This window comes from Halorubrum sp. PV6, from assembly GCF_003990725.2.
GTDB lineage: Archaea > Halobacteriota > Halobacteria > Halobacteriales > Haloferacaceae > Halorubrum.
This window is the reverse complement of the sequence record NZ_CP030064.1, coordinates 2396182-2414394: the sequence shown is the minus strand read 5'-3', so window position 1 is coordinate 2414394 and position 18213 is coordinate 2396182. Positions and strand designations below refer to the sequence as shown.

The 18213-nt window shown below is 68.7% G+C and carries 22 protein-coding genes; 13 read left to right on the top strand and 9 right to left on the bottom strand.

The window, feature by feature from the left end; translation table 11 throughout:
• Nucleotides 1–36: 36 nt before the first annotated feature.
• Nucleotides 37–1089 (bottom strand): type I glyceraldehyde-3-phosphate dehydrogenase, encoded by a 1053-nt coding sequence (gene gap / locus DOS48_RS26040; RefSeq protein WP_127118502.1) that lies wholly within the window; start codon nt 1087–1089, stop codon nt 37–39.
• 285 nt (nt 1090–1374) lie between these two features.
• On the opposite strand from gap, the gene DOS48_RS26035 reads away from it, so the two are divergent.
• Entirely contained in the window at nt 1375–1752 is a 378-nt protein-coding gene (locus DOS48_RS26035; protein WP_127118501.1) for an Hsp20/alpha crystallin family protein, read from the top strand.
• Between the two features lie 12 nt (nt 1753–1764).
• Here the strand turns inward: DOS48_RS26035 and DOS48_RS26030 are convergent, their stop codons facing one another.
• Complete coding sequence (locus DOS48_RS26030; protein ID WP_127118500.1) at nt 1765–2643, bottom strand: RimK family alpha-L-glutamate ligase; 879 nt, start codon at nt 2641–2643, stop codon at nt 1765–1767.
• A gap of 51 nt (nt 2644–2694) precedes the next feature.
• Nucleotides 2695–2982: a translation initiation factor eIF-1A gene (gene eif1A, locus DOS48_RS26025; RefSeq protein WP_127118499.1), complete on the bottom strand. Its 288-nt coding sequence runs from the start codon at nt 2980–2982 to the stop codon at nt 2695–2697.
• Nucleotides 2983–3099: 117 nt separating this feature from the next.
• Between eif1A and DOS48_RS26020 the strand changes: the two genes are divergently transcribed.
• On the top strand, nt 3100–3279 hold the full coding sequence (locus DOS48_RS26020) for a hypothetical protein (protein ID WP_127118498.1): 180 nt from the start codon (nt 3100–3102) through the stop codon (nt 3277–3279).
• 89 nt (nt 3280–3368) lie between these two features.
• Nucleotides 3369–3614 (top strand): hypothetical protein, encoded by a 246-nt coding sequence (locus tag DOS48_RS26015; RefSeq protein WP_127118497.1) that lies wholly within the window; start codon nt 3369–3371, stop codon nt 3612–3614.
• Nucleotides 3615–3635: 21 nt separating this feature from the next.
• Here the strand turns inward: DOS48_RS26015 and DOS48_RS26010 are convergent, their stop codons facing one another.
• A complete protein-coding gene (locus DOS48_RS26010) occupies nt 3636–5306 on the bottom strand; it encodes a cryptochrome/photolyase family protein (protein WP_127118496.1) in 1671 nt (556 codons plus the stop codon).
• 92 nt (nt 5307–5398) lie between these two features.
• Between DOS48_RS26010 and DOS48_RS26005 the strand changes: the two genes are divergently transcribed.
• The 3 genes from DOS48_RS26005 (at nt 5399) to DOS48_RS25995 (ending at nt 7214) form a co-directional block, all read left to right on the top strand.
• Complete coding sequence (locus tag DOS48_RS26005) at nt 5399–5596, top strand: hypothetical protein (protein ID WP_127118495.1); 198 nt, start codon at nt 5399–5401, stop codon at nt 5594–5596.
• 59 nt (nt 5597–5655) lie between these two features.
• Nucleotides 5656–6630 carry an aldo/keto reductase gene (locus DOS48_RS26000; RefSeq protein ID WP_127118494.1) on the top strand — a complete coding sequence of 325 codons (975 nt, stop codon included), beginning with the start codon at nt 5656–5658 and terminating at the stop codon, nt 6628–6630.
• Nucleotides 6631–6773: 143 nt separating this feature from the next.
• Nucleotides 6774–7214 carry a hypothetical protein gene (locus DOS48_RS25995; RefSeq protein WP_127118493.1) on the top strand — a complete coding sequence of 147 codons (441 nt, stop codon included), beginning with the start codon at nt 6774–6776 and terminating at the stop codon, nt 7212–7214.
• 33 nt (nt 7215–7247) lie between these two features.
• Here the strand turns inward: DOS48_RS25995 and DOS48_RS25990 are convergent, their stop codons facing one another.
• From DOS48_RS25990 to DOS48_RS25980, 3 genes are all read right to left on the bottom strand, one after another.
• Nucleotides 7248–8252: a phosphatase PAP2 family protein gene (locus DOS48_RS25990; RefSeq protein WP_127118492.1), complete on the bottom strand. Its 1005-nt coding sequence runs from the start codon at nt 8250–8252 to the stop codon at nt 7248–7250.
• A gap of 15 nt (nt 8253–8267) precedes the next feature.
• Entirely contained in the window at nt 8268–9551 is a 1284-nt protein-coding gene (locus tag DOS48_RS25985) for a YihY/virulence factor BrkB family protein (protein ID WP_127118491.1), read from the bottom strand.
• A 61-nt stretch (nt 9552–9612) separates the two neighbouring features.
• Nucleotides 9613–10731 carry a tRNA (guanine(26)-N(2))-dimethyltransferase gene (locus tag DOS48_RS25980; protein ID WP_127118490.1) on the bottom strand — a complete coding sequence of 373 codons (1119 nt, stop codon included), beginning with the start codon at nt 10729–10731 and terminating at the stop codon, nt 9613–9615.
• Between the two features lie 237 nt (nt 10732–10968).
• On the opposite strand from DOS48_RS25980, the gene DOS48_RS25975 reads away from it, so the two are divergent.
• A complete protein-coding gene (locus tag DOS48_RS25975) occupies nt 10969–11991 on the top strand; it encodes a DUF445 family protein (RefSeq protein ID WP_127118489.1) in 1023 nt (340 codons plus the stop codon).
• A 101-nt stretch (nt 11992–12092) separates the two neighbouring features.
• Here the strand turns inward: DOS48_RS25975 and DOS48_RS25970 are convergent, their stop codons facing one another.
• Both DOS48_RS25970 and DOS48_RS25965 read right to left on the bottom strand, forming a co-directional pair.
• Nucleotides 12093–12800, bottom strand: coding sequence for a universal stress protein (locus tag DOS48_RS25970; protein ID WP_127118488.1), 708 nt, complete (start codon nt 12798–12800; stop codon nt 12093–12095).
• 64 nt (nt 12801–12864) lie between these two features.
• Nucleotides 12865–13626 (bottom strand): Lrp/AsnC family transcriptional regulator, encoded by a 762-nt coding sequence (locus DOS48_RS25965; protein WP_127118487.1) that lies wholly within the window; start codon nt 13624–13626, stop codon nt 12865–12867.
• Between the two features lie 333 nt (nt 13627–13959).
• Between DOS48_RS25965 and DOS48_RS25960 the strand changes: the two genes are divergently transcribed.
• From DOS48_RS25960 to DOS48_RS25935, 6 genes are all read left to right on the top strand, one after another.
• The gene (locus tag DOS48_RS25960) at nt 13960–14229 is read left to right on the top strand and encodes a hypothetical protein (RefSeq protein ID WP_127118486.1); all 270 of its coding nucleotides are present in this window, start codon (nt 13960–13962) and stop codon (nt 14227–14229) included.
• On the top strand, nt 14226–14492 hold the full coding sequence (locus DOS48_RS25955; protein WP_127118485.1) for a hypothetical protein: 267 nt from the start codon (nt 14226–14228) through the stop codon (nt 14490–14492). The genes DOS48_RS25960 and DOS48_RS25955 overlap by 4 nt, the downstream gene beginning before the upstream one ends.
• A gap of 55 nt (nt 14493–14547) precedes the next feature.
• Nucleotides 14548–15399, top strand: coding sequence for an NAD(P)-dependent oxidoreductase (locus DOS48_RS25950; RefSeq protein ID WP_127118484.1), 852 nt, complete (start codon nt 14548–14550; stop codon nt 15397–15399).
• A gap of 68 nt (nt 15400–15467) precedes the next feature.
• A complete protein-coding gene (locus tag DOS48_RS25945; protein ID WP_127118483.1) occupies nt 15468–16688 on the top strand; it encodes a pyridoxal-phosphate dependent enzyme in 1221 nt (406 codons plus the stop codon).
• Nucleotides 16689–16812: 124 nt separating this feature from the next.
• Nucleotides 16813–17283, top strand: a complete 471-nt coding sequence (locus DOS48_RS25940; protein WP_127118482.1) for a peptidylprolyl isomerase — start codon at nt 16813–16815, stop codon at nt 17281–17283.
• Between the two features lie 160 nt (nt 17284–17443).
• On the top strand, nt 17444–18190 hold the full coding sequence (locus DOS48_RS25935) for a hypothetical protein (RefSeq protein WP_244629344.1): 747 nt from the start codon (nt 17444–17446) through the stop codon (nt 18188–18190).
• Nucleotides 18191–18213 lie beyond the last annotated feature (23 nt).

The following is an 18213-nucleotide window of genomic DNA, read 5'->3' as shown; positions in this document are numbered from 1 at the left end:
CCGCCGGGGGGCGATGTCGCGGAACGCGTCGACCGCTCAGGCCTCGTCCTGGACGTAGGCGGCCATGTCGAGCATCCGGTTCGAGAAGCCGTACTCGTTGTCGTACCAGGTGAGGATCTTCAGGAGCTTCCCGCCGGCGATGACGTTCGTCGACTCTAAGTCGACGTAACTGGAGAAGGGGAGGCCGACGATGTCGGAGGAGACGACCTCGTCGTCGGTGTACCCTAAGACGCCGGCGAGCGGGCCGGAGTCGGCGGCGTCACGGAAGGCCGAGTTCACGTCCTCCTCGGTGACGGTCTCGTCGAGCGTGACGACGAACTCGGTGAGCGAGCCGCTCGGAACGGGCACGCGCATCGCCATCCCGTCGATTTTGCCCTCGAGCTGCGGAAGCACCTTCTGTGCGGCGCCCGCGGCGCCGGTCGAGGTGGGCACGATGTTCTCGGCGGCCGCTCGACCGCGGCGCGTCTTCGCCTTCGGGCCGTCGATGAGCGTCTGCGAGCCGGTGTACGCATGGACGGTGGTGAGGGTGCCGGCGTCGATGCCGAACTCCTCGTCGAGCACCTTCGCGACCGGCGTGATGGAGTTGGTCGTACAGGAGGCGTTCGAGATCACGTCGTCGCCGTCGTACTCGTCGTGATTGACGCCGTACACGAGCTGTTTGACCGGCTCCTCGCCTTTCGGGGGCGCCGAGATGATCACGGTGTCCGCGCCGCCCTCGAGGTGTGCGCTCGCGTCCTCGCGGGTGCGGAAGACGCCCGTACACTCCAAGGCGACGTCGACGTCGAGGTCGCCCCACGGGAGGTCGGCGGGGTCCTGCACGTTGTACAGCGGGACGGCGGTGTCGCCGATCGTCAGCGTGTCGCCGTCGCGCTCGACGCCGTCGAGCCGGCCCATGACGGTGTCGTACTTCGCGAGATACGCCATGTCGTCGAAGTCCATCACGTCGTTGATGCCGACGAGTTCGATCCGGGGCGACTCCAACACCGCGCGGAACACGTTCCGTCCGATCCGTCCGAACCCGTTCAGCCCCACCCGTACGACCTCGTCGTCGCTCACGTCAGCACCGGCGTCTAGGTATGATTTACTCATATTCGAAAAAGGCGAGCCCAGATACTTAAATCCGACCGAGTTGGCGCGAGACGGTCACTATCGTTCGATTTTGTTACGATCGGTCTCGGCGCGTCTGTCCCCTCGGCGACCGATCCGGCTCGATCCACGACGCGAATCGGGCGGAGCTGTGAGCCGAGCGACGGGTGATCTGGAGATCGACCGACAGGCGCCGAACCCCGCACGCACAGCCCGTAAACCCTCCGAGCGCCGGCGAAGACGGACGTGGACAGAAGGCTTATCGGGGCCACCGCCGTCATGTGAACCATGGACAGAGACGACCGTGACGATCCGTTCGGTAACTTCTTCGAGGAGATCGAACGGATGATGAACGAGATGGCCAACGGGGAGCCCGGAAACGAGGACGCCGGCTTCGGTTCGGCGACGCACGTGGACGCGTACACGACCGAGGAGGGCGTGCGACTCGTTGCTGACCTCCCGGCCGTCTCGAAAGACGAACTCTCGCTGCAGTGCGACGGTGAGTCGCTTACCATCTCCGCGGCGTCCGACCGGCGCGAGTACGACGAGACCGTCAAACTCCCCGTCCCGGTCGACGAACACTCCGCCAACGCGACGTTCAACAACGGCGTGTTAGAGGTCACCTTCGACCGCGACGACGACTCCGCCTCGATCGACTTAGAGTAGCGTCGCGCCGGATTATCCTTCCTTCGCGGTTCGCTCGACGAGCGCCGCCAGCCGGTCGTAAAACCCCGGCTCGTACTTCGTCGCCGCGTCGATCGTCGGTCGCGCGTTGGTCTCGTTGACGACCAGCCGCCCGTCAGACGCCAGGATGTCGACGCCGAGGTAGTCGATGTCGAGGACCGCGGCCGCCCGCTCCGCCAGCGTTCGGGCGCGCTCCGGGAGGTCGACTCCGGTCGCGGTCGCGCCGCGGTGGACGTTGTGCTTCCAGCGTCCCGCCTCGACCGCGTCGGGGGAGAGCCGCCGTTCGACCGCGCCGGCGTACGCGCCGTCGACGACCATCGCGCGGTAGTCGCGCGCCTCCGGGAGAAACTCCTGGATCAGGTACGACTTGTCGCCGGTCGCGCGGTAGTCGTGGACGAGATTCAGGTAGTCGACGACGCCCAAAAGCGAGTCCAGGTCGGCCGCGGTCGCGACCCCGACGCCGCGAGTCGCGGAGTTCGGCTTGACCACCACCGGGTAGTCGAACGGGGCGACGGCCTCGGTGACGACCGCCTCGTCGACGGGGTTCGAGACGACCGTCGTCCGCGGCGTCGGGACGCCGGCCTCGTCGAGGGCGGCGAGCACGCCCGCCTTGTTTCGGGAGGTCAAGACGGCCTCTCGCCCGTTCACCCACGGGACCGAGAGCCGCCGGTCGACCACCGCGCCCTCCATGAGCCGGGAGGGGTAGACGAAGCCGGCGTCGAAACCGGCGAACTCGTCGGTCGAGTCGCCGCCCGAGACGCGAAGCGCCCGCTCTTTCGTCTGCACGTGGTCGACCGCGATGCCGCGCTCGGCGAGCGGCTCGCGCACCCGTTCGAAGGTCTCGGCGGCCGTCGTCATCGCGAGCCGGATCATACGCCCGTTCCGGGCCGTTCGGACTTAAAAACCGCGCGCCGTGACGCCCGCCTACTGCAGGTGGCCTTCCGCGCGAAGCTGTTCGGCCTCGCTCTTCTCGTAGCGCCACGTGATGTCGCCCTTCTCGTCTTGCCAGTCCCACGGCTCGACGAGGACGATGTCGTCTTCGCGGATCCAGACCCGCTTTTGCATCCGTCCGGGGATGCGCACGGTCCGCTCTGTCCCGTCCGCACAGCGCACTCGGACGCGGTTCGCGCCGAGCATCTCGACGACCTCGGCGAACACCTCGTCATCGTCGGGCATCCGGAGGTCGTTCCGACCGCCGTCTCCGTTGCTCATGCGTACGCGGTGATACGCGCTCGCTGAAATAAAAGGGCCGCTCTCCGTCCGGAAACGGCCTTTTAAACCTCAACGCCGAAACGGCCTTTTAACCCGCAACCGCCGTAATCGGTGCGTATGCGCGACACCCTCGGTTCCGAAGGCATCGCCGGCGTCGCGGTCGTGTTCGTCGCGGTCGGCATCCTGACCGTCCACGACCCGGTCGTCGGCGGCGGCGTCATGGTGCTTCTGGCCGGTCTCGCACTGATCGCGAAGGGCATCGCCGACTCGACGATGCGGGCGTTCGGCCTCAAATAACGCTCACGGGGACGTTTTCGGGCGTTTAACGTGCGCGACGGCGACGCGGCTCCCGAAAGAGTCATATTCACCGGCCGTCGCGAGCCGGTATGGCCGACGTACCCGCGGTTGTCGTCGAACTGTTCGAACTCCTCGCCGTCGTCGTCGGCGCCGGCGCCGCCTCGGCGATCGGCGTCACGCTCGAGCGCATCGGGCTCGATGCGGTCTCCGGCGGAGAGTTAGTCCTCGGCGCGTGGGCGGTCGGAATGGGCCTGCTCGCGCTGTACGTCGGGGTCGTCGCGCTCGGCTACGAGCAGGTGATTCCCCGCGTGCAGCGTCTCACGGCCGGCGAGTGATCGAGTTCCGTCGCCCCGCCGTCACAGCTCCCCGTTCGCCGCCAGCTCTCTGACCGCGGCCGCCCGCTCGCGGATCGCGGTCCACTCCTCCTCGTCTTTGTTGTCGACGTGTGAGTACATCAGTCCCATCCGGCCGGTGCCCCGGAGCGTCTCCTCGTTTTCCTTCAGGAAGTCCCAGTAGAGCGCGTTGAACGGGCACGCGCCCTCGCCCGTCGTCCGCGAGACCGCGTACGGACACGAGGCGCAGTGGTCGCTCATGCGGTTCACGTAGTTCCCCGACGACGCGTACGGCTTCGAGGAGAGCACGTCGGTCCCGAACGACCCCATCGCGACCACGTTCGGCGTCGTCACCCAGTGGTAGGCGTCGACGAAGCCGAGGTGGAACCACTCGTTCACTTCGCCCGGGTCGGCGCCGTAGATCAGCGCGAAGTTCGAAAGCACCATCAGTCGCTCGATGTGATGGGCGTAGCCGTACTCGCGGACGTGGTCGACGGCCTCGGAGAGACACCGCATCTCCGTGTCGCCGTCCCAGTAGGCGGGCGGGAGGTTCCGCGACTGCTCCAGCTGATTGGCCGACGCCAGCGCCGGCATCGCCTCGCGGTAGACGTGTCGCATGAACTCGCGCCAGCCGAGTATCTGCCTGATAAACCCCTCCACCGCGTTGAGCGGGACCGGAGCGGGCTCGCGGTCGGCCGCCGAGTCGGTGTCGTCCGGCGCGAAGGCGTCGAGCGTCGTCGCCGCGGCGCCGCTCGCGGCGTCCTCTGCCGGCTCGTACCCGCCCGGTTCGACGCCGCGCTCTTCGTACGCCGCCGTCGCCGCCCGAACGGGCTCGCGCGGGTCGAGGAGGCCGAGGTTGATAGCCGGCGAGAGCAGCGAGTGCGAGAGGAACGGCTCGCCCGTCACCATCGCGTCCTCGTACCGCCCGAACGACGGGAGCCGGTCGCGGACGAACGCGTCGAGCGCCGCCTGCGCCTCGTCCCGCGTGACCGGCCACGCGAACCCGTCGAGCGAGTCGTTACCCCACGTGTCGAACCGCTCGCGGACCCACGCGTGGGTCTCGCGGGTGAGCGCGTCCGGCTCGAAGCACGGCCGCTCCGGCGGCTCCCAGTCGTCCGGAGGCGTCTCCTGGTTCAGGTCGTCGTAGTTCCACTCGCCGCCGACCGGCTCGTCGCCGTCCATCAGCACGCCCGTCTCGCGGCGGACGTGGCGGTACCAGCTCTCCTGGCGGTAGCGTCTGTCGGCGCTCCCGTCGTCGTCGACGAGAGGCCCAGCCTCGTCCGTCTCGCCCGCCCAGTCGCGCCAGTCGGCCGGCGTCGTCCAGAACAGTTCGTTGTCCAGCAGTTCCAGCGAGCCGCCGCGGTCGGTGACGAGTTCCTGCAGCCGGTCGGCCGCCCCGTGGCTCGCGGGTCGCATGAGCCGGAGGCGTGCGTCGGGGCGCTCTGCGAGAAACTCGGCCACGCCCTCGCCGAACGAGTCGGCCTGAACGTACGTCACCTCGTGGCCGCGCTCCCGGAGCGTGTCGCGCGCGTGGCGCATCGCCGAGAACACGAGGGTCAACTTGTGGGCGTGGTACGGCTTCCGGTCGGCAAACTCGTGGGCCTCGATCAGTAACACCTCGTCGGCGTCGGCGACCGCGTCGAGGTCTGGGTTGAGCTGATCGCCAAGCAGCCAACACACGGATCTGTCGCTCATGGTTGCCGTAGGAGCGCCGCCACTGTATCTCTACGGGCCGGTCGTTACCGAAACCACGATCCTTTTTGTACGGCCTCGATGTGTGACCGGGTATGGATAACATCCTCACGAACTGGCTTCTCGGGTTGATCGCGGCCCTCCTTGCCGTCCTCGTGCTCGACTCCACCGGCCAGTCGTTCCTCGATCCGCTCTCTCCGGTCGCGAACGTGCTCGCGCTGGTGACGTTCCTCGCATTTATCATCCTGACGGGTGCGTTCCTGGTCTACACGGCGTCGTTCCGCGACCTGTAGGGACTCGCGCCGTTCGCCGGCGCGCGTAGTTTTTTACACTCGGTGTGTCTGCTCGCGGTATGGAGTACACGACGCTCGGCGACACCGGGACGACCGTCTCGAAACTCTGTCTCGGCTGTATGAGCTTCGGCGACCCGGACTGGCGCGAGTGGGTCCTCGACGAAGACGAAGGGAAGGCCATCGTCGAGCGCGCGCTCGAACTCGGTATCAACTTCTTCGACACCGCCAACATGTACTCGAACGGCGAGTCGGAGCGCGTCCTCGGAGAGGCGCTGGACGGCCATCGCGAGGAGAGCGTCGTCGCCACGAAGGCGTACTTCCAGATGGACGAGTCGGACCCCAACTCGGGCGGGCTCTCGCGGAAGGCCATCGAACAGGAACTGGAGAACAGCCTCGACCGGCTCGGGATGGAGACGATCGATCTGTATCAGATCCACCGCTGGGACGACCAGACGCCAATCGAGGAGACGCTCGCCGCGCTCGACGACGCGGTGCGGCGCGGGAAGGTTCGTCACATCGGGGCCTCGTCGATGTGGGCCCATCAGTTCGCGGCTGCGCTCCACGCCAGCGAGCGCGAGGGGTACGACCGGTTCGCCACCATGCAGAACCACTACAACCTCGCGTACCGCGAGGAGGAGCGCGAGATGCTCCCGCTCTGCGAGCGGGAAGGGATCGGCGTCATGCCATGGAGCCCGCTCGCGCGGGGGTACCTCACCCGCCCGCACGACGACGTGGACGCGACGCTCCGCGGGGAGACCGAAGAACACCTGTACGAACACCCGTACCAGGAGGGCGGCGGCCCCGCGGTCAACGAGCGCGTCGCGGAACTCGCCGACGAGAAGGGCGTGAAGATGGCCCAGATCGCGCTGGCGTGGCTGTTCCACAAGCCGTGGGTCGACACGCCCATCGTCGGTACGACCAGCGTCGAACACCTCGAAGACGCCGTCGAGGCGCTCGACATCGACCTGTCCGACTCGGATATCGAGTGGCTCGAAGCGCCGTACGAGCCGGTCCGCGTCTCGGGCCACGAGTAGCGTCGCCGTCGCGGATGATGCCGTCGCCGTCGAGATGACGCGCTCGCCGCCGCAGTCGGCCCGCTCCCCGGCGGATCGCTTATAAACGCACCGTCGCGGTCGGCACGGCAACCCTTTTCGGCCGGGACGCCAAACCGGGATTCATGGCAGACGACGACACCGACGCCGGCGACGAACAGGCCGACAGCGCCGCCGGAGCCGAGGGCGGCGACGACGGCGAAGAGAAATCCTTCCGCGAGCGCGTCGAGGAGATCCGCGAGCGTCGCGAGCAGGAGCGCGAGGAAGGCGACCGGCCCGACCCCGAGGAGATGATGGGCGGCGGCGGCCCGCCGGGGATGGGCGGTGGCGGCGGTGGCGGCAACCCCTTCGCGCAGATGATGTCCGGGATGATGGGCGGCGGCGGCGGTCCGGGCGGCGCCGGCGGCCCGCCGGGGATGGGCGGCGGTCCGGGCGGTCACGGCGAGGAACGCGGCGGACAGGCCGGCAACGAAGAGCTCGTCCGCGAGGTCCGACAGCTCCGCGACGAGGTCCGCGACGCGACCCGCCAGCTCCAGCGTATCGCGCAGGCGCTCGAAGACGACTGAACGGCGGCTCGCTCTCTTCTCGTTTTCCGCTACTTACGACGCGCCCAGCGACTCGACCCGGCTCGGGAGCGCCGGGAGCGCGACGACGGCGACGACGACGGCGGTCGTCGCGGCCAGCGTGACCGCGAGCGACTCCGAGGCCACGTACGCGCCCACCCAGAGCCCGCCGGTGACGACGAGGGCGGGAAGCGCGATCCGGATCGGGACTGCGGGTTCGTCGCCGTCGACGAACCGCCACCCGATCGCGCCGCCCGCGCCGGTGGCGATGCCGATGCCCGCCTCGACGACCTCGCCGGTGTGACCGCCCGCGACGGCGACCGCGAGCGCGCCGGCCGAGACGACCGCCGCCGACAGAAACGGCAGCGTCGGGTCGAGCGCGTCTGTCGCCCCGTCGCTCGCCTCGCCGGACCGTCCGAGCCGCGGGTCGCCGGCGAGCCACAGCGCGCCGAGGACGACCCCGACGCCCACGGCCAACCCCGCGAGCACGTCGACGAGGTAGTGGACCTCGATCACGACTCGGGAGGCCGCGACCGCGACGGCGACGGCCCCGGCCGCGAGGTACCGGCGTCCGGGGGTCCACGCGCGGTCGTAGACGAGCGCCAGCGCGAGGTACGCGGCCGCCGCGCCGGTCGCGTGGCCGCTCGGGAACCCGAAGCCGTCGGAGAGGACCTGTCCCTCGTACCACGCAGAGAGGAGCCCCGGCAGCCACGCCGGCACGTCAGCGGGGCCGACCGCGCCGGGCGGCCGGGGAACCGCGAACCACGCCTTTCCGAGCGCGGTGGCGGCGTACGCGCAGGTGACGGCGGCGATGGCGGTCGCCCCGGCCCGGCGCGGCGAGCCCGCCACCCGGCCGCCGCCGAACCAGTAGCCGACGGCCAGGAGGCCGAACAGGAACCACGGGTCGGCGAGGTGCGTCACGGCGGCGAAGACGACGACGACGGCCTCCGGGAGCGCGTCGACGAGGGCGATCTCGCCGACGCCGCGCTCCGCGGAGACGAGTCCCGGCGCGACGGGGCCAGCCGCAGCGGGGCCGCTCATGGACCGATCACGCGGTCAGTCGTCGCCACGGTCGCGGGCGTAGTCGAGCGCTTTGCCGGGCGTTTCGAGCAGGTTGAGGCCGACGCCGACGAGGATGAAGAGCGTGTACAGCCCGAGCGTCGAGAGCCCGAGGATGAGCATCGCGGCGATGGCGTAGAGCCCGTCGAGAAACGAGAAGGCCCCGAGAATCAGCACCGTCCCGTACAAGAGGACGAGGTACGGCCCCCACCCCCGAGCGTGACCGCGGCGCATCCGCGAGCGAACGTATCGCTTGAGTTCCGACTCGACGGCCGGCTTGTCGACGGTGCGTTCTTCGACGTCGTCCTCGAACGCGTCGAACTCTGTCCGCAGCCGCCTCACTTCCTCCTGTAGCGCCGCCACGTCCGGCGCCCCCGCCGGGCGCTCCTCGTCGCCGGCGTCGGCCGCGCCGTCCGACTCACCGTTCATACCCGTGGGTCGGCCGCGGTCGTGTTGTAACTGCCGGTCCGCGTCGTGGTCGCGGGCGACGGCGCCACCGCCCCGTCCCGACAGCACGACGTTGACCACGCCGCCGACCACGACGACGACGGCCGCGAGGTACAGCCACGTGACGAGGAGGAGGACGCCGCCGATCACTCCGTACACCTGGTACTGCCCGGCGCCCGCGGCGTACACTTGGAAGCCGGCCTGTAACAGCGTCCACCCGACGGCCGCGAAGACGGCTCCGGGAACCGCCTCGCGGACGCCGATGGTCAACTGCGGCACGAGGTAGTACATCGGGAAGAAGACGACGGCGAGGACGACCGGCAGCGCGAACACGCTCGCGGCCTCCACCAGCGGGACCGCGTCGGCGGCCGCGACGAACGCGCCGACGGCGACCATCACCCCGATACCGAGACCGACGCCGAGGACGACGGAGGCGGCGTTCGTGACCTGCTTGACGAACCCCGGCGCCTCTTCGACGCCGTACAGCTCGACGAACGCCGTGTCGAGCCCGCGGAACACCTTGAGCGTCGACCAGAGCAGCACCGCCACCCCGAGCAGGCTCGCGCCGGTCCGCCCGCCGGCGCTGGAGACGGCCGCGGCGACGGCCTCCTCGCCGGCCGGCGTCAGGAAGTCGCCGGTCGCGGCGACCAACTCCGCGGCTATCGACTCTCCGAACGCCACGCTGGCGACGACGACGAGCAGGAGCAGCGCGGGGATGAGCGAGACGAACGCGTAGTAGGCGATGGCGGCCGCGAGAAACGTCACGCGGCGGTCGAGCGCGGTGTCGACGACGCGGCGAGCGGTTCCGGCGGCGGTGGTCATGCGACGGGACACGGCCGCGGGTTCGAGCGACGGCGACAAAAGGGGGGCGGGTGACGCGGGTCGCTCGCGCGGCTCAGTCGTCGAGGACCGCCGCGCGCATCTCTGGGATCGACGCGCCGCTTTTGACCGCGGTCCCGCGGTAGTGCGCGCGGCTCGCCTCGTGGCCCGCGCCCCGGAGGCGCTCGACGAACTCGTCCATCCCGATGGCCGCCTCGCCCCACGCCTTGTACAGTCGGTGCTGGTCGTAGTGGGTGGGCGTGTCGAGTTCGCGGGCGACGGTTCCGAGCAGCTTCCGGGCGCGCTTCGCCTCCCCCATGTCGTCGGTGACGTGTCCGCGGACGGCGCGGGTGAAGTCGGGGTCTGCGACGGGGCCGAGCCAGAGCGGTCCGGCGGTGAGCACGCGGTCGCCGTCACAGACGGGACAGCGCTCGACGGGGTCCGCGATCAGCCCGCGGGTCGCCTCGCGCCAGAGGCAGTCCTCGCAGTGGTCGACGTAGCCGAGTTCGTCGATGCAGGCGTCGGCCGCCTGCGCGCCGGAGTCCAGTTCGAGGTAGGTCCGCGCGTAGTGTCGCGAGACGTGCGACACGATCGGTCGCGCCGCCTTGTCGTAGCGCGCGGCGGTCCGGACCAGCGCGGAGATCAGCGTCCGAAGCCCCATCTCGGGGTGGTAATCGGTGTTCCGCGGGACCGCGCCGTACTTGCGGATGCCGCTCTGTAAGTGGGCGCCACAGAGGGGGGCGGTGTCGGTCGCCGTGACGCAGACGAGGTTGCGCGCGTTCGCCAGCGCGGCGTCGGCGAAGGGGATCGGCGTCCCGTACGGGTCCAGGTCGACGACGTCGAAGACGTTCTCGTACAACAGCGCGTTGACGTCGCGGTGGACGGTGTCGCCGTCGAGGTCGTTCGCGGCGAGGTTCTCGGCGGCCAGTTCGACCGCGTCCGGGTCCACGTCCGCGCACGTCACGTCGTACCCCTCGGCGGCGGCGCGGACGCCCCGGACGCCGGAGGCCGCCATCGCGTCGAGATACGAGGCCGCTCGCGGCTCGCGGTCGCGGTACGCGCGCAGCACCGCGACGGTGATGTCGCGGTTCAGCTCTTGGGTGGGGTTAAAAAAGACGCCGCCGCCGGTGCCCTCGCTGGCGCCGTCGCGGGCCTCCGGAACGGAAACGGTGAGACCGCCCTCCTCGATGTCCATGCCTCGCGTTCGGTCATCCGCCACAAAAGCGGCCCGCTCCGCGCGCCGTACCGTGACGCCCCGAACCGGCGCCGTCCGCCTCGTCAATTGGGAACAAGCGCCGGCGACGCGAAGCGGGAGATTTAGCCCGTCAGCGCGGAAAGGGAAGGTACGAATGAGTTTCACGTGGAACAGACGAGACGATCGCGGAGACGGAGCGAGTCACGGACGCGTCGCGCTCGCGGAGGCGGATCGGCGATGGTAAGCCCCGCCCGCGTCGACGCGATCACCGACATCGCCTACGGTGCGCTGATCATCCTCTCGATCGTCCTCATCGCGACGCTCAACGCGAACAACATCGGCGTGGCGTTCGGGATCGGCGTGTTCGCCTCTTACGTCGTTCACGTCGTCTGGAAGATGGCCCGGTTCGACCCCGACTGGATGACCCGCGAGGTCGCCGATCAAGTCGGCAAAGAGGTGGAAAAGAGCGTGGGCGAGACGGTCAACAAGGAAGTCGAGAAGAGCGTGGGCGAGACGGTCAACAAGGAAGTCGAGAAGACGGTCGGTGACACGGTGAGCAAGGAGGTCGAAAAGAGCGTGGGCGAGACCGTGAGCAAGGAGGTGGAGAAGACGGTCGGCGATACGGTGAGCAAAGAGGTCGAGAAGAGCGTGGGCGAGACCGTGAGCAAAGAGGTGGAGAAGACGGTCGGCGACACGGTGAGCAAGGAGGTCGAAAAGAGCGTGGGCGAGACGGTCGAGAAGACCGTCGGCGAGAAGGTAGAGGAGACCGTCGGCGAGAAGGTAGAGGAGACCGTCGGTGAGAAGGTAGAGGAGACCGTCGGCGAGACGGTCGAGAAGACGGTCGGCGAAACAGTCGAGAAGACGGTCGAAGAGACGGTCGGCGAGAAAGTCGAAGAGACAGTCGGCGAGAAAGTCGAAGAGACAGTCGGCGAAACGGTCGAGAAGACGGTAGACGAGACGGTCGGCGAGAAAGTCGAGGAGACCGTCGGCGAAACGGTCGAGAAGACGGTTGAGGAGACGGTAGACGAGACGGTCGGCGAGAAAGTAGAAGAGACCGTCGAGGAGACAGTCGGCGAAACAGTCGAGAAGACGGTCGAGGAGACGGTCGGCGAAAAAGTCGAGGAGACGGTCGAGAAGACGGTAGACGAGAAGGTCGACGAGAAGGTAGAGGAGACCGTCGACAAGAAGGTCGAAGAGACGGTCGACGACAAGCAGACCGACGACAAGCAGACCGACGACAAGCAGACCGACGACGAGTAACCGCGAGAGCGCGGCCGCGTATCCCGAGACTCAGCCCGCCTGCGGTTCACTACCATCGATTCAGTTCGGAGCGTGTCGGCCCGCGTCTCGGCCGTCCGCGGTCAGTAGTCTCGGTTGACGACGATCACCGGGTCGCCGGTCTGATTCGCGATCCGGTCGGGGAGGGTTCCGAAGAGTCGGTCGCCCAGCCGCGACTCGGCCTCGTACATCACGACGGCGTCGTACTCGGCGGCGACCCTGAGAATCTCCTCGTCGTGTTCCTCGCCCTCCACGACCCGCGTGTCGACCTCGTCGGGGTCGAATCCGTCCGCGATCAGCTGTTCGCGCGTCTCCGTGACCACCGCTTCCCCCTGCTCGCGCCGCTCCTCGCCCTCGACGACGTGGAAGAGGGTGATCTGTCCGGTCGAGTCCTCACAGAGGATCCGGATGAACGTCGGCAGGCGGTCGACCTCGGCGACGTCCGGAAGCGGGACGAGGATCCGCTCGATGCCGTCGGTCGGGGCGGGGTCGAGTTCGGCCACGCAGTCCTCTTCGGCGGCCACCTCCTGGATGGCGGCCGCCCGGTCCTTGCCGAACACGAGTCGCGTCCGGACGGCGGCGCCCGCCTCGGCGAAGCGCTCGGCCACCTCGTCGAGCGTCGCCTGCGCGTCCGCGCCGAACTGGTCGCGCGCGGACGCCGCCGGCGTCTGCTCCGGGAGCCCGTAGTGACCGAGGAGCACCACCTCAAGCGACGAGAGGTCGTCCACGAGAACCGGCGACAACGGCTCGGGATCGGGAAGTTCGATCGGAACGAGGATCGTGTCTACCATACCGTACCGTTGGGCGTCCGGAACAATAAACGGCCGATCGACCGACCGGCTCGCCGCTTCGATCTTACGTCGACAGCGTCGCGGCGTCGTCCGCGAGGAACGCGTCGAGGACGGCCTCGTCGGACGACTCTTTCGGCAGCACGGTCACCACGTCGTTCGGTTGGATGGCCGTGTCGTCGACCGGGTGGATGATGGAGCCGTCGCGCTCGATGGACGTCACGACGGTCGTGCTCGGGAGGAGGCCCTCGGACCGGGCCGCCGCGGGCGACTGTCCCACGATCGGCGCGTCGTCGGTGACGCACACCTCGATCACGGCGCTCCCGTCCGCGAGGGTGACGGTGTCCGTGACGACCGACTTCCTGCTGTCGTCGCTGAGGAACCGCGAGTACGGCGTGTGTAGCTCGGACTGGAGCAGTTCCTCGTCCTCGATGCGGATGTCGAGTCCCGAGAGCGCGCGCGCAATCTCGCGGAGGTCGCTCGTCTCCTCGCCGACCGCGACCACCTGCAGGTCGCGGCGTCCCGCCATCAGCACGCGCACGTTGATGACGCCCGGAATCGACCGGGCCGCGAGCGCCAGCCGCTCGCGCTCGTCCGCCGGGACGGTGCACATAAAGACCGACGTGAGCCGCCCGTCGGCCTGCTCGAAGTCGACGATTGCGGTGTAGCCGCGGATCACGCCCGCCTCCTCTAACCGCTCGATCCGGTTGCGGACCGTCCCCGCGGACACGTTCATCTCCTCCGCGATCATCGGCGCGGAGGTGTTCCTCGCGTCCGACATCAGCGCGTGGACGATCTGTCGGTCTATCTCGTCGAGTCGGTGGCTCACGGTCGAGCGCCCCCGGGCGAGCCACGTCGTCGAGTCCTCGTCATGTCGCGTGGTAGCCGCCTGACGGTAATATGACTTACTCACGGCGAAGTTCGCCCGGTCGGAGCCGGCACACTCCGGCACCGTCGCGCTCAGCCCCCGTTCCGATTTTAACCGCTCAACGAGCAGAATAAATCTTTTAAGCGTTTTTCGAACCGTTTAAAACGATGCCTCCCAGTCGCTGAACGGTCTGAAACTCACCGTAGGCGTCGATAATCCGGCTGAAAACGCGTCAACGCTCTGCCCCTTATATGCAGTCGGCGCTCCGAGCGATGAGCGACGACGGTGTTCCACATGTCAAGCCAAACGTCCTCCTCGTCCGTTCGGACGCCACTTCGGATCGGGTCCAGCCTCTCGGCCGCCTGCCGAGACAAAGCCGTCGCGGGCGTTCGCGCCGCCGCGTTCTGGGCGGCGGTGCTCCTCCCGCTCGCGTACCTCCCCGCGGCGTACGGCCTGCTGGGATTCGACAACGGCTGGAGCACGCTCGCGCTCATCGCCGCACACGCGGCGTGCGTCGTCGTCGGTCACGAACACACCACCCCCGCTGACGCTTCAACCCAATGAGTACCACACACACCAGCGCGCAGACGACCGCACAGTCCAGCGAATCGACCACCGAAAAGGCAGACCGGCTCGCGGCGTTCCTCCGCGAGGAGGCCGCCGACGGCGAGACGTACCTCAAAGCGAAGTTTATCGCCGACGACGTGGACCTCTCGCCGAAGGAGATCGGCGCCCTGATAGTGCAGCTACAGGACTCGGTACAGGGTATCGAGATCGAAAAGTGGTCGTACACCGGCGCGACGACGTGGCGCGTCTCGCCGACGTAAGGTCGCCTCCCGCCGACACACCGACTTCTATACGTCGGCCCGCCGAACGGCCGGTATGGCACTTACGCCCCCCGATCTTTCGGGCTCGACGGCCTTCATCACGGGCACGACCCGCGGTATCGGCAAACAGCTCGCCCTCGCGCTCGCCGACTGCGGCTGTAACGTCGTCTCGACGGGCAAGACGACCGACGACGACGAGGCCGAACTCGACGGCACCATAGAGCAGACGGCCCGCGAGGTTCGCGACCGCGGCGTCGAGGCGCTCGCGCTCGAACTCGACCTCCGCGACGAGGACCGCGTTGAGGCGGTCGTCGAGGAGGCGATAGACCACTTCGGCGAGGTCGACATCGTCATCAACAACGCGAGCGCCATCCAACTGGCCAACGTCGCCGACCTGCCGGCGAACCGATTCGACCTGCTGACCGACGTGAACGTCCGGGGTACCCACCTCGTCGCACACGCGTTCGCCGACCACCTCGCCGAACTCGACGAGGCGTGGCTCCTGTCGAACTCGCCGCCGGTCGTGACCGACCGCTCTCCGGGGAAGGCGCCGTACGCGTGGTCCAAACTCGGGATGTCGTTTATCACGCTCTCGCTCGCCAAGGAGCTGAACAGCGCCGACGTCGGCTGTAACACCTTCTGGCCGGTGACCGCCATCGACACCCGCGCGACCCGGTACTTCGGGCTCGGCACCGAGGACGACTGGCGCACCCCGGAGATCGTCTCCGACGCGGCGCTCGAAATCCTCTCCCGCGACCCCGCGAGTTGCACGGGCAACAGCTTCTACGATGAGGACCTGCTCCGCGAGGCCGGCGTCACCGACTTCTCGGCGTACAACCTCACCGAGGGCGATCCGGCACCGATGTCGGCACAGATGTTCGACCCGGCGTTCGAACGCGAGGTCTGACGCGACTCCCGGTCCCCGGTGGCGCGAGGTATCGGGCAACCCTTTAGGCAAGGCCGCGATCGGCGGCCATGAACCGACTGACGTGTTACGACTGCGGCGAGACGTACCCGTTCGGCGACGCCGACCGCTGTTCCTGCGGCGAGCCGCTCTGGTTCGACATCGACGCTGCGGCCGTCTCCTGGCCCGACGCCGGCGCGAAATCCGGCGACGCGACCACCGGCGCAACTCCCGACGCGGTCGCCGGGCGGCGCGGCCTCTGGCGCTACGAGTCCGCCCTCCCCGCGACGACGCCCGTCGGCCTCGGCGCGGCGGCAGGCGGCACGCCCCTCCTGCGAGCCCCGGCGATCGAACCGTCGGACGGGCCGCGAATCCACCTCAAACTCGAGGGCACCAACCCGACCGGCAGTTTCAAAGACCGGGGAACGGCCGTCGGGCTCAGCCGCCTCGACGGCCCGGTCGGGACCGTCTCGCACGGGAACATGGCCCTGAGCGTCGCCGCGCACGCGGCGGCGGACGACCGCGAGGCGGTGATCCTCGTCGCCGAAGACACGCCCGACTCCCGGCTGGCGATGATCGCCCAGCACGACCCGCACCTGTTCAGGGTTCGCGGCGAGTACGGTCGGCTGTACTACGACACCCTCGAACACGATCTGGGCGTCGCCTTTCTGAACTCCGACAGCCCCCTGCGGGTCGCCGGACAGAAGACCGTCGCGTACGAGATCTGCGAGGCGTTCCGCCCGGCGGTCCCCGACGCGATCGTCCTACCCGTCAGCAGCGGCGGGCAGGCGAGCGGCGTCTGGAAGGCGCTTCGAGAGCTGCACGCGGCGGGGCTGATCGACGCCGTACCGCGGATCTACCTCGCGCAGGCCGCGCGCTGTGACCCGATCGCGCAGGCGTTCGAACGCGGCGCGACGAACGTCGACGCCGTTCGAGGCGAGCCGACGGCCGCCGTCTCGATCAACAACGCCGATCCGCCGAGCGGGAACCGGGCGCTGGCGGCGGCCCGCGACACCGACGGGGCGGTCGTGTCCGTCCCGGAGGAGGCGTTGCTGGCCGAGACGGATCGGCTCGCGGCCGACGCCGGGATATCGGTCGAACCGTCCTGCGCCGTGGCGACCGCGGCCGTCCGCGATCTCACGGCGGCCGGCGAACTCGCGCCCGACGAGGACGTCGCCGTGATCTTGACCGGGTCGGGGTACAAGTACGGGACGCCCGGCGACGACGACCCGGAGGTCGGCGAGATCGACCGAACTGACGTCCCTGACGCGGTTCGGGGCCTCGTTGGCTGAGTCGAGATGTACCGAGTACGGGGACGACGCGACCGCGTCCGGTGGCTGACGCGCCGCTATCGACGCTCGGTCTCTCGCCGTCCTCGTACGACGGCCTTTCCCCTGTGGCGCGTCTCCCCTCGGTATGTCGATAACCACAGGCGACTCTGTGACCCTCGAGTACACAGGGCGCCTCGACGATGGCACCGTGTTCGATACGTCCCGACGCTCCGTCGCGGAGGAGACGGGTCTCGCCGAAGCCCAACCCGACCGCGAGTACGCACCGCTGACGGTCGAGGTTGGTGACGAGCAGGTCATCCAGGGGATGGAGGAGGGGCTGATCGGCTTGGCGGCCGGCGAGGAAGAGACGCTGGAGATCCCGCCCGAGAAGGCCTACGGCGAGCCCAGCGACGACCAGATTCAGGCGTTCGACACCGCGGAACTCGAAGAGATGCTCGGCGGCCAGACGCCCGAGGAGGGCGCTTATCTAGAGGCGCAAAACGGGAGCCAGGGCGAAGTCGTCCACGTCGACGAGGATGTCGTCCGCGTCGATTTTAACCCCCGCCTCGCCGGCGAGACGCTGACGTTCGACGTCGAAATCCTCGAAGTCAACTGAGGCCCGACGGACTCGCCGATCGAGTAGGTCGGCGTTCGTGGCGTGTTCCGTATCTACTTATGCTGCTGCTCGGCGTATCGCTGTCATGCATTCGCGTCGCATCCATCTCTTCGTCGTGGTGTTGCTCGTCGTCCTCGCGGGTTGTGCCGGCGGCGGTGGTATGCCAAGCGCCGATGGCGCCGACTCCGCGGGCGGATCGGCCGAGACCGGCGACGGTGCGACCGGCGACGGAGCGACCGGCGACGGCGCGAGCGGCAGCGACGCGTTCGATCTGGGCGATCCCGAGCGCCTGCTCCGCGATGCGGGGAGTTTCACCGTCACGTGGTCGTACAGCGGTGTCGACGCGAGCGGGGCAGAGATCGAGGTCACCCGCGAGTTCTACGCCGACCTCGAGGCCGAGCGATCGTACACCCGTACTACGTCCGCAACCGACGGGCAGGCGGACGGCGGCAACATCGAGCAGTTCGTCGACGGCGGCGTGACGTACGTCCGCTTTGGGACCGGCGACGACGCGTTCGTGTCGTCACAGGAGGGGTCCTCGGAGGTGCTCGGCACCGCCATCGCGCTGTCTCAGGCCCGCGCGTACGGCGCCGACGACGATCTGGTGTCCGCCGGGACCGAGACGTTCGACGGTGTCACCGTGGATCGATACGAGCTGTCCGCCACCGACGAAGCGCTGATTCGGGCCGGATCGGTCTCCGCGCAAGGCGAACCCGGCAACTTCGAGGTGACGAACTTCGAGTACGCCGTCTTGGTCGACGAAAACGGCCTCTCGCGCCACGAATCGTGGCAGTTCTCCGGGCGAGCGGACGATCAAGAGGTGAGCGGCGCGTGGGAGTTCTCGCTCACCGGCGTCGGTTCGACCACGGTCGAGGAGCCCGACTGGGTAGACCAGGCAGGGGCCTAATCGGCCGACTCCGTCACTCCTTC

What these genes read in the sequence shown, in the direction of transcription:
- gap (WP_127118502.1), bottom strand. Translation starts at nt 1,089, where the DNA reads ATGAGTAAATCATACCTAGACGCCGGTGCTGACGTGAGCGACGACGAG.
- DOS48_RS26035 (WP_127118501.1), top strand. Translation starts at nt 1,375, where the DNA reads ATGGACAGAGACGACCGTGACGATCCGTTCGGTAACTTCTTCGAGGAG.
- DOS48_RS26030 (WP_127118500.1), bottom strand. Translation starts at nt 2,643, where the DNA reads ATGATCCGGCTCGCGATGACGACGGCCGCCGAGACCTTCGAACGGGTG.
- eif1A (WP_127118499.1), bottom strand. Translation starts at nt 2,982, where the DNA reads ATGAGCAACGGAGACGGCGGTCGGAACGACCTCCGGATGCCCGACGAT.
- DOS48_RS26020 (WP_127118498.1), top strand. Translation starts at nt 3,100, where the DNA reads ATGCGCGACACCCTCGGTTCCGAAGGCATCGCCGGCGTCGCGGTCGTG.
- DOS48_RS26015 (WP_127118497.1), top strand. Translation starts at nt 3,369, where the DNA reads ATGGCCGACGTACCCGCGGTTGTCGTCGAACTGTTCGAACTCCTCGCC.
- DOS48_RS26010 (WP_127118496.1), bottom strand. Translation starts at nt 5,306, where the DNA reads ATGAGCGACAGATCCGTGTGTTGGCTGCTTGGCGATCAGCTCAACCCA.
- DOS48_RS26005 (WP_127118495.1), top strand. Translation starts at nt 5,399, where the DNA reads ATGGATAACATCCTCACGAACTGGCTTCTCGGGTTGATCGCGGCCCTC.
- DOS48_RS26000 (WP_127118494.1), top strand. Translation starts at nt 5,656, where the DNA reads ATGGAGTACACGACGCTCGGCGACACCGGGACGACCGTCTCGAAACTC.
- DOS48_RS25995 (WP_127118493.1), top strand. Translation starts at nt 6,774, where the DNA reads ATGGCAGACGACGACACCGACGCCGGCGACGAACAGGCCGACAGCGCC.
- DOS48_RS25990 (WP_127118492.1), bottom strand. Translation starts at nt 8,252, where the DNA reads ATGAGCGGCCCCGCTGCGGCTGGCCCCGTCGCGCCGGGACTCGTCTCC.
- DOS48_RS25980 (WP_127118490.1), bottom strand. Translation starts at nt 10,731, where the DNA reads ATGGACATCGAGGAGGGCGGTCTCACCGTTTCCGTTCCGGAGGCCCGC.
- DOS48_RS25975 (WP_127118489.1), top strand. Translation starts at nt 10,969, where the DNA reads ATGGTAAGCCCCGCCCGCGTCGACGCGATCACCGACATCGCCTACGGT.
- DOS48_RS25970 (WP_127118488.1), bottom strand. Translation starts at nt 12,800, where the DNA reads ATGGTAGACACGATCCTCGTTCCGATCGAACTTCCCGATCCCGAGCCG.
- DOS48_RS25960 (WP_127118486.1), top strand. Translation starts at nt 13,960, where the DNA reads ATGTCAAGCCAAACGTCCTCCTCGTCCGTTCGGACGCCACTTCGGATC.
- DOS48_RS25955 (WP_127118485.1), top strand. Translation starts at nt 14,226, where the DNA reads ATGAGTACCACACACACCAGCGCGCAGACGACCGCACAGTCCAGCGAA.
- DOS48_RS25950 (WP_127118484.1), top strand. Translation starts at nt 14,548, where the DNA reads ATGGCACTTACGCCCCCCGATCTTTCGGGCTCGACGGCCTTCATCACG.
- DOS48_RS25945 (WP_127118483.1), top strand. Translation starts at nt 15,468, where the DNA reads ATGAACCGACTGACGTGTTACGACTGCGGCGAGACGTACCCGTTCGGC.
- DOS48_RS25940 (WP_127118482.1), top strand. Translation starts at nt 16,813, where the DNA reads ATGTCGATAACCACAGGCGACTCTGTGACCCTCGAGTACACAGGGCGC.
- DOS48_RS25935 (WP_244629344.1), top strand. Translation starts at nt 17,444, where the DNA reads ATGCCAAGCGCCGATGGCGCCGACTCCGCGGGCGGATCGGCCGAGACC.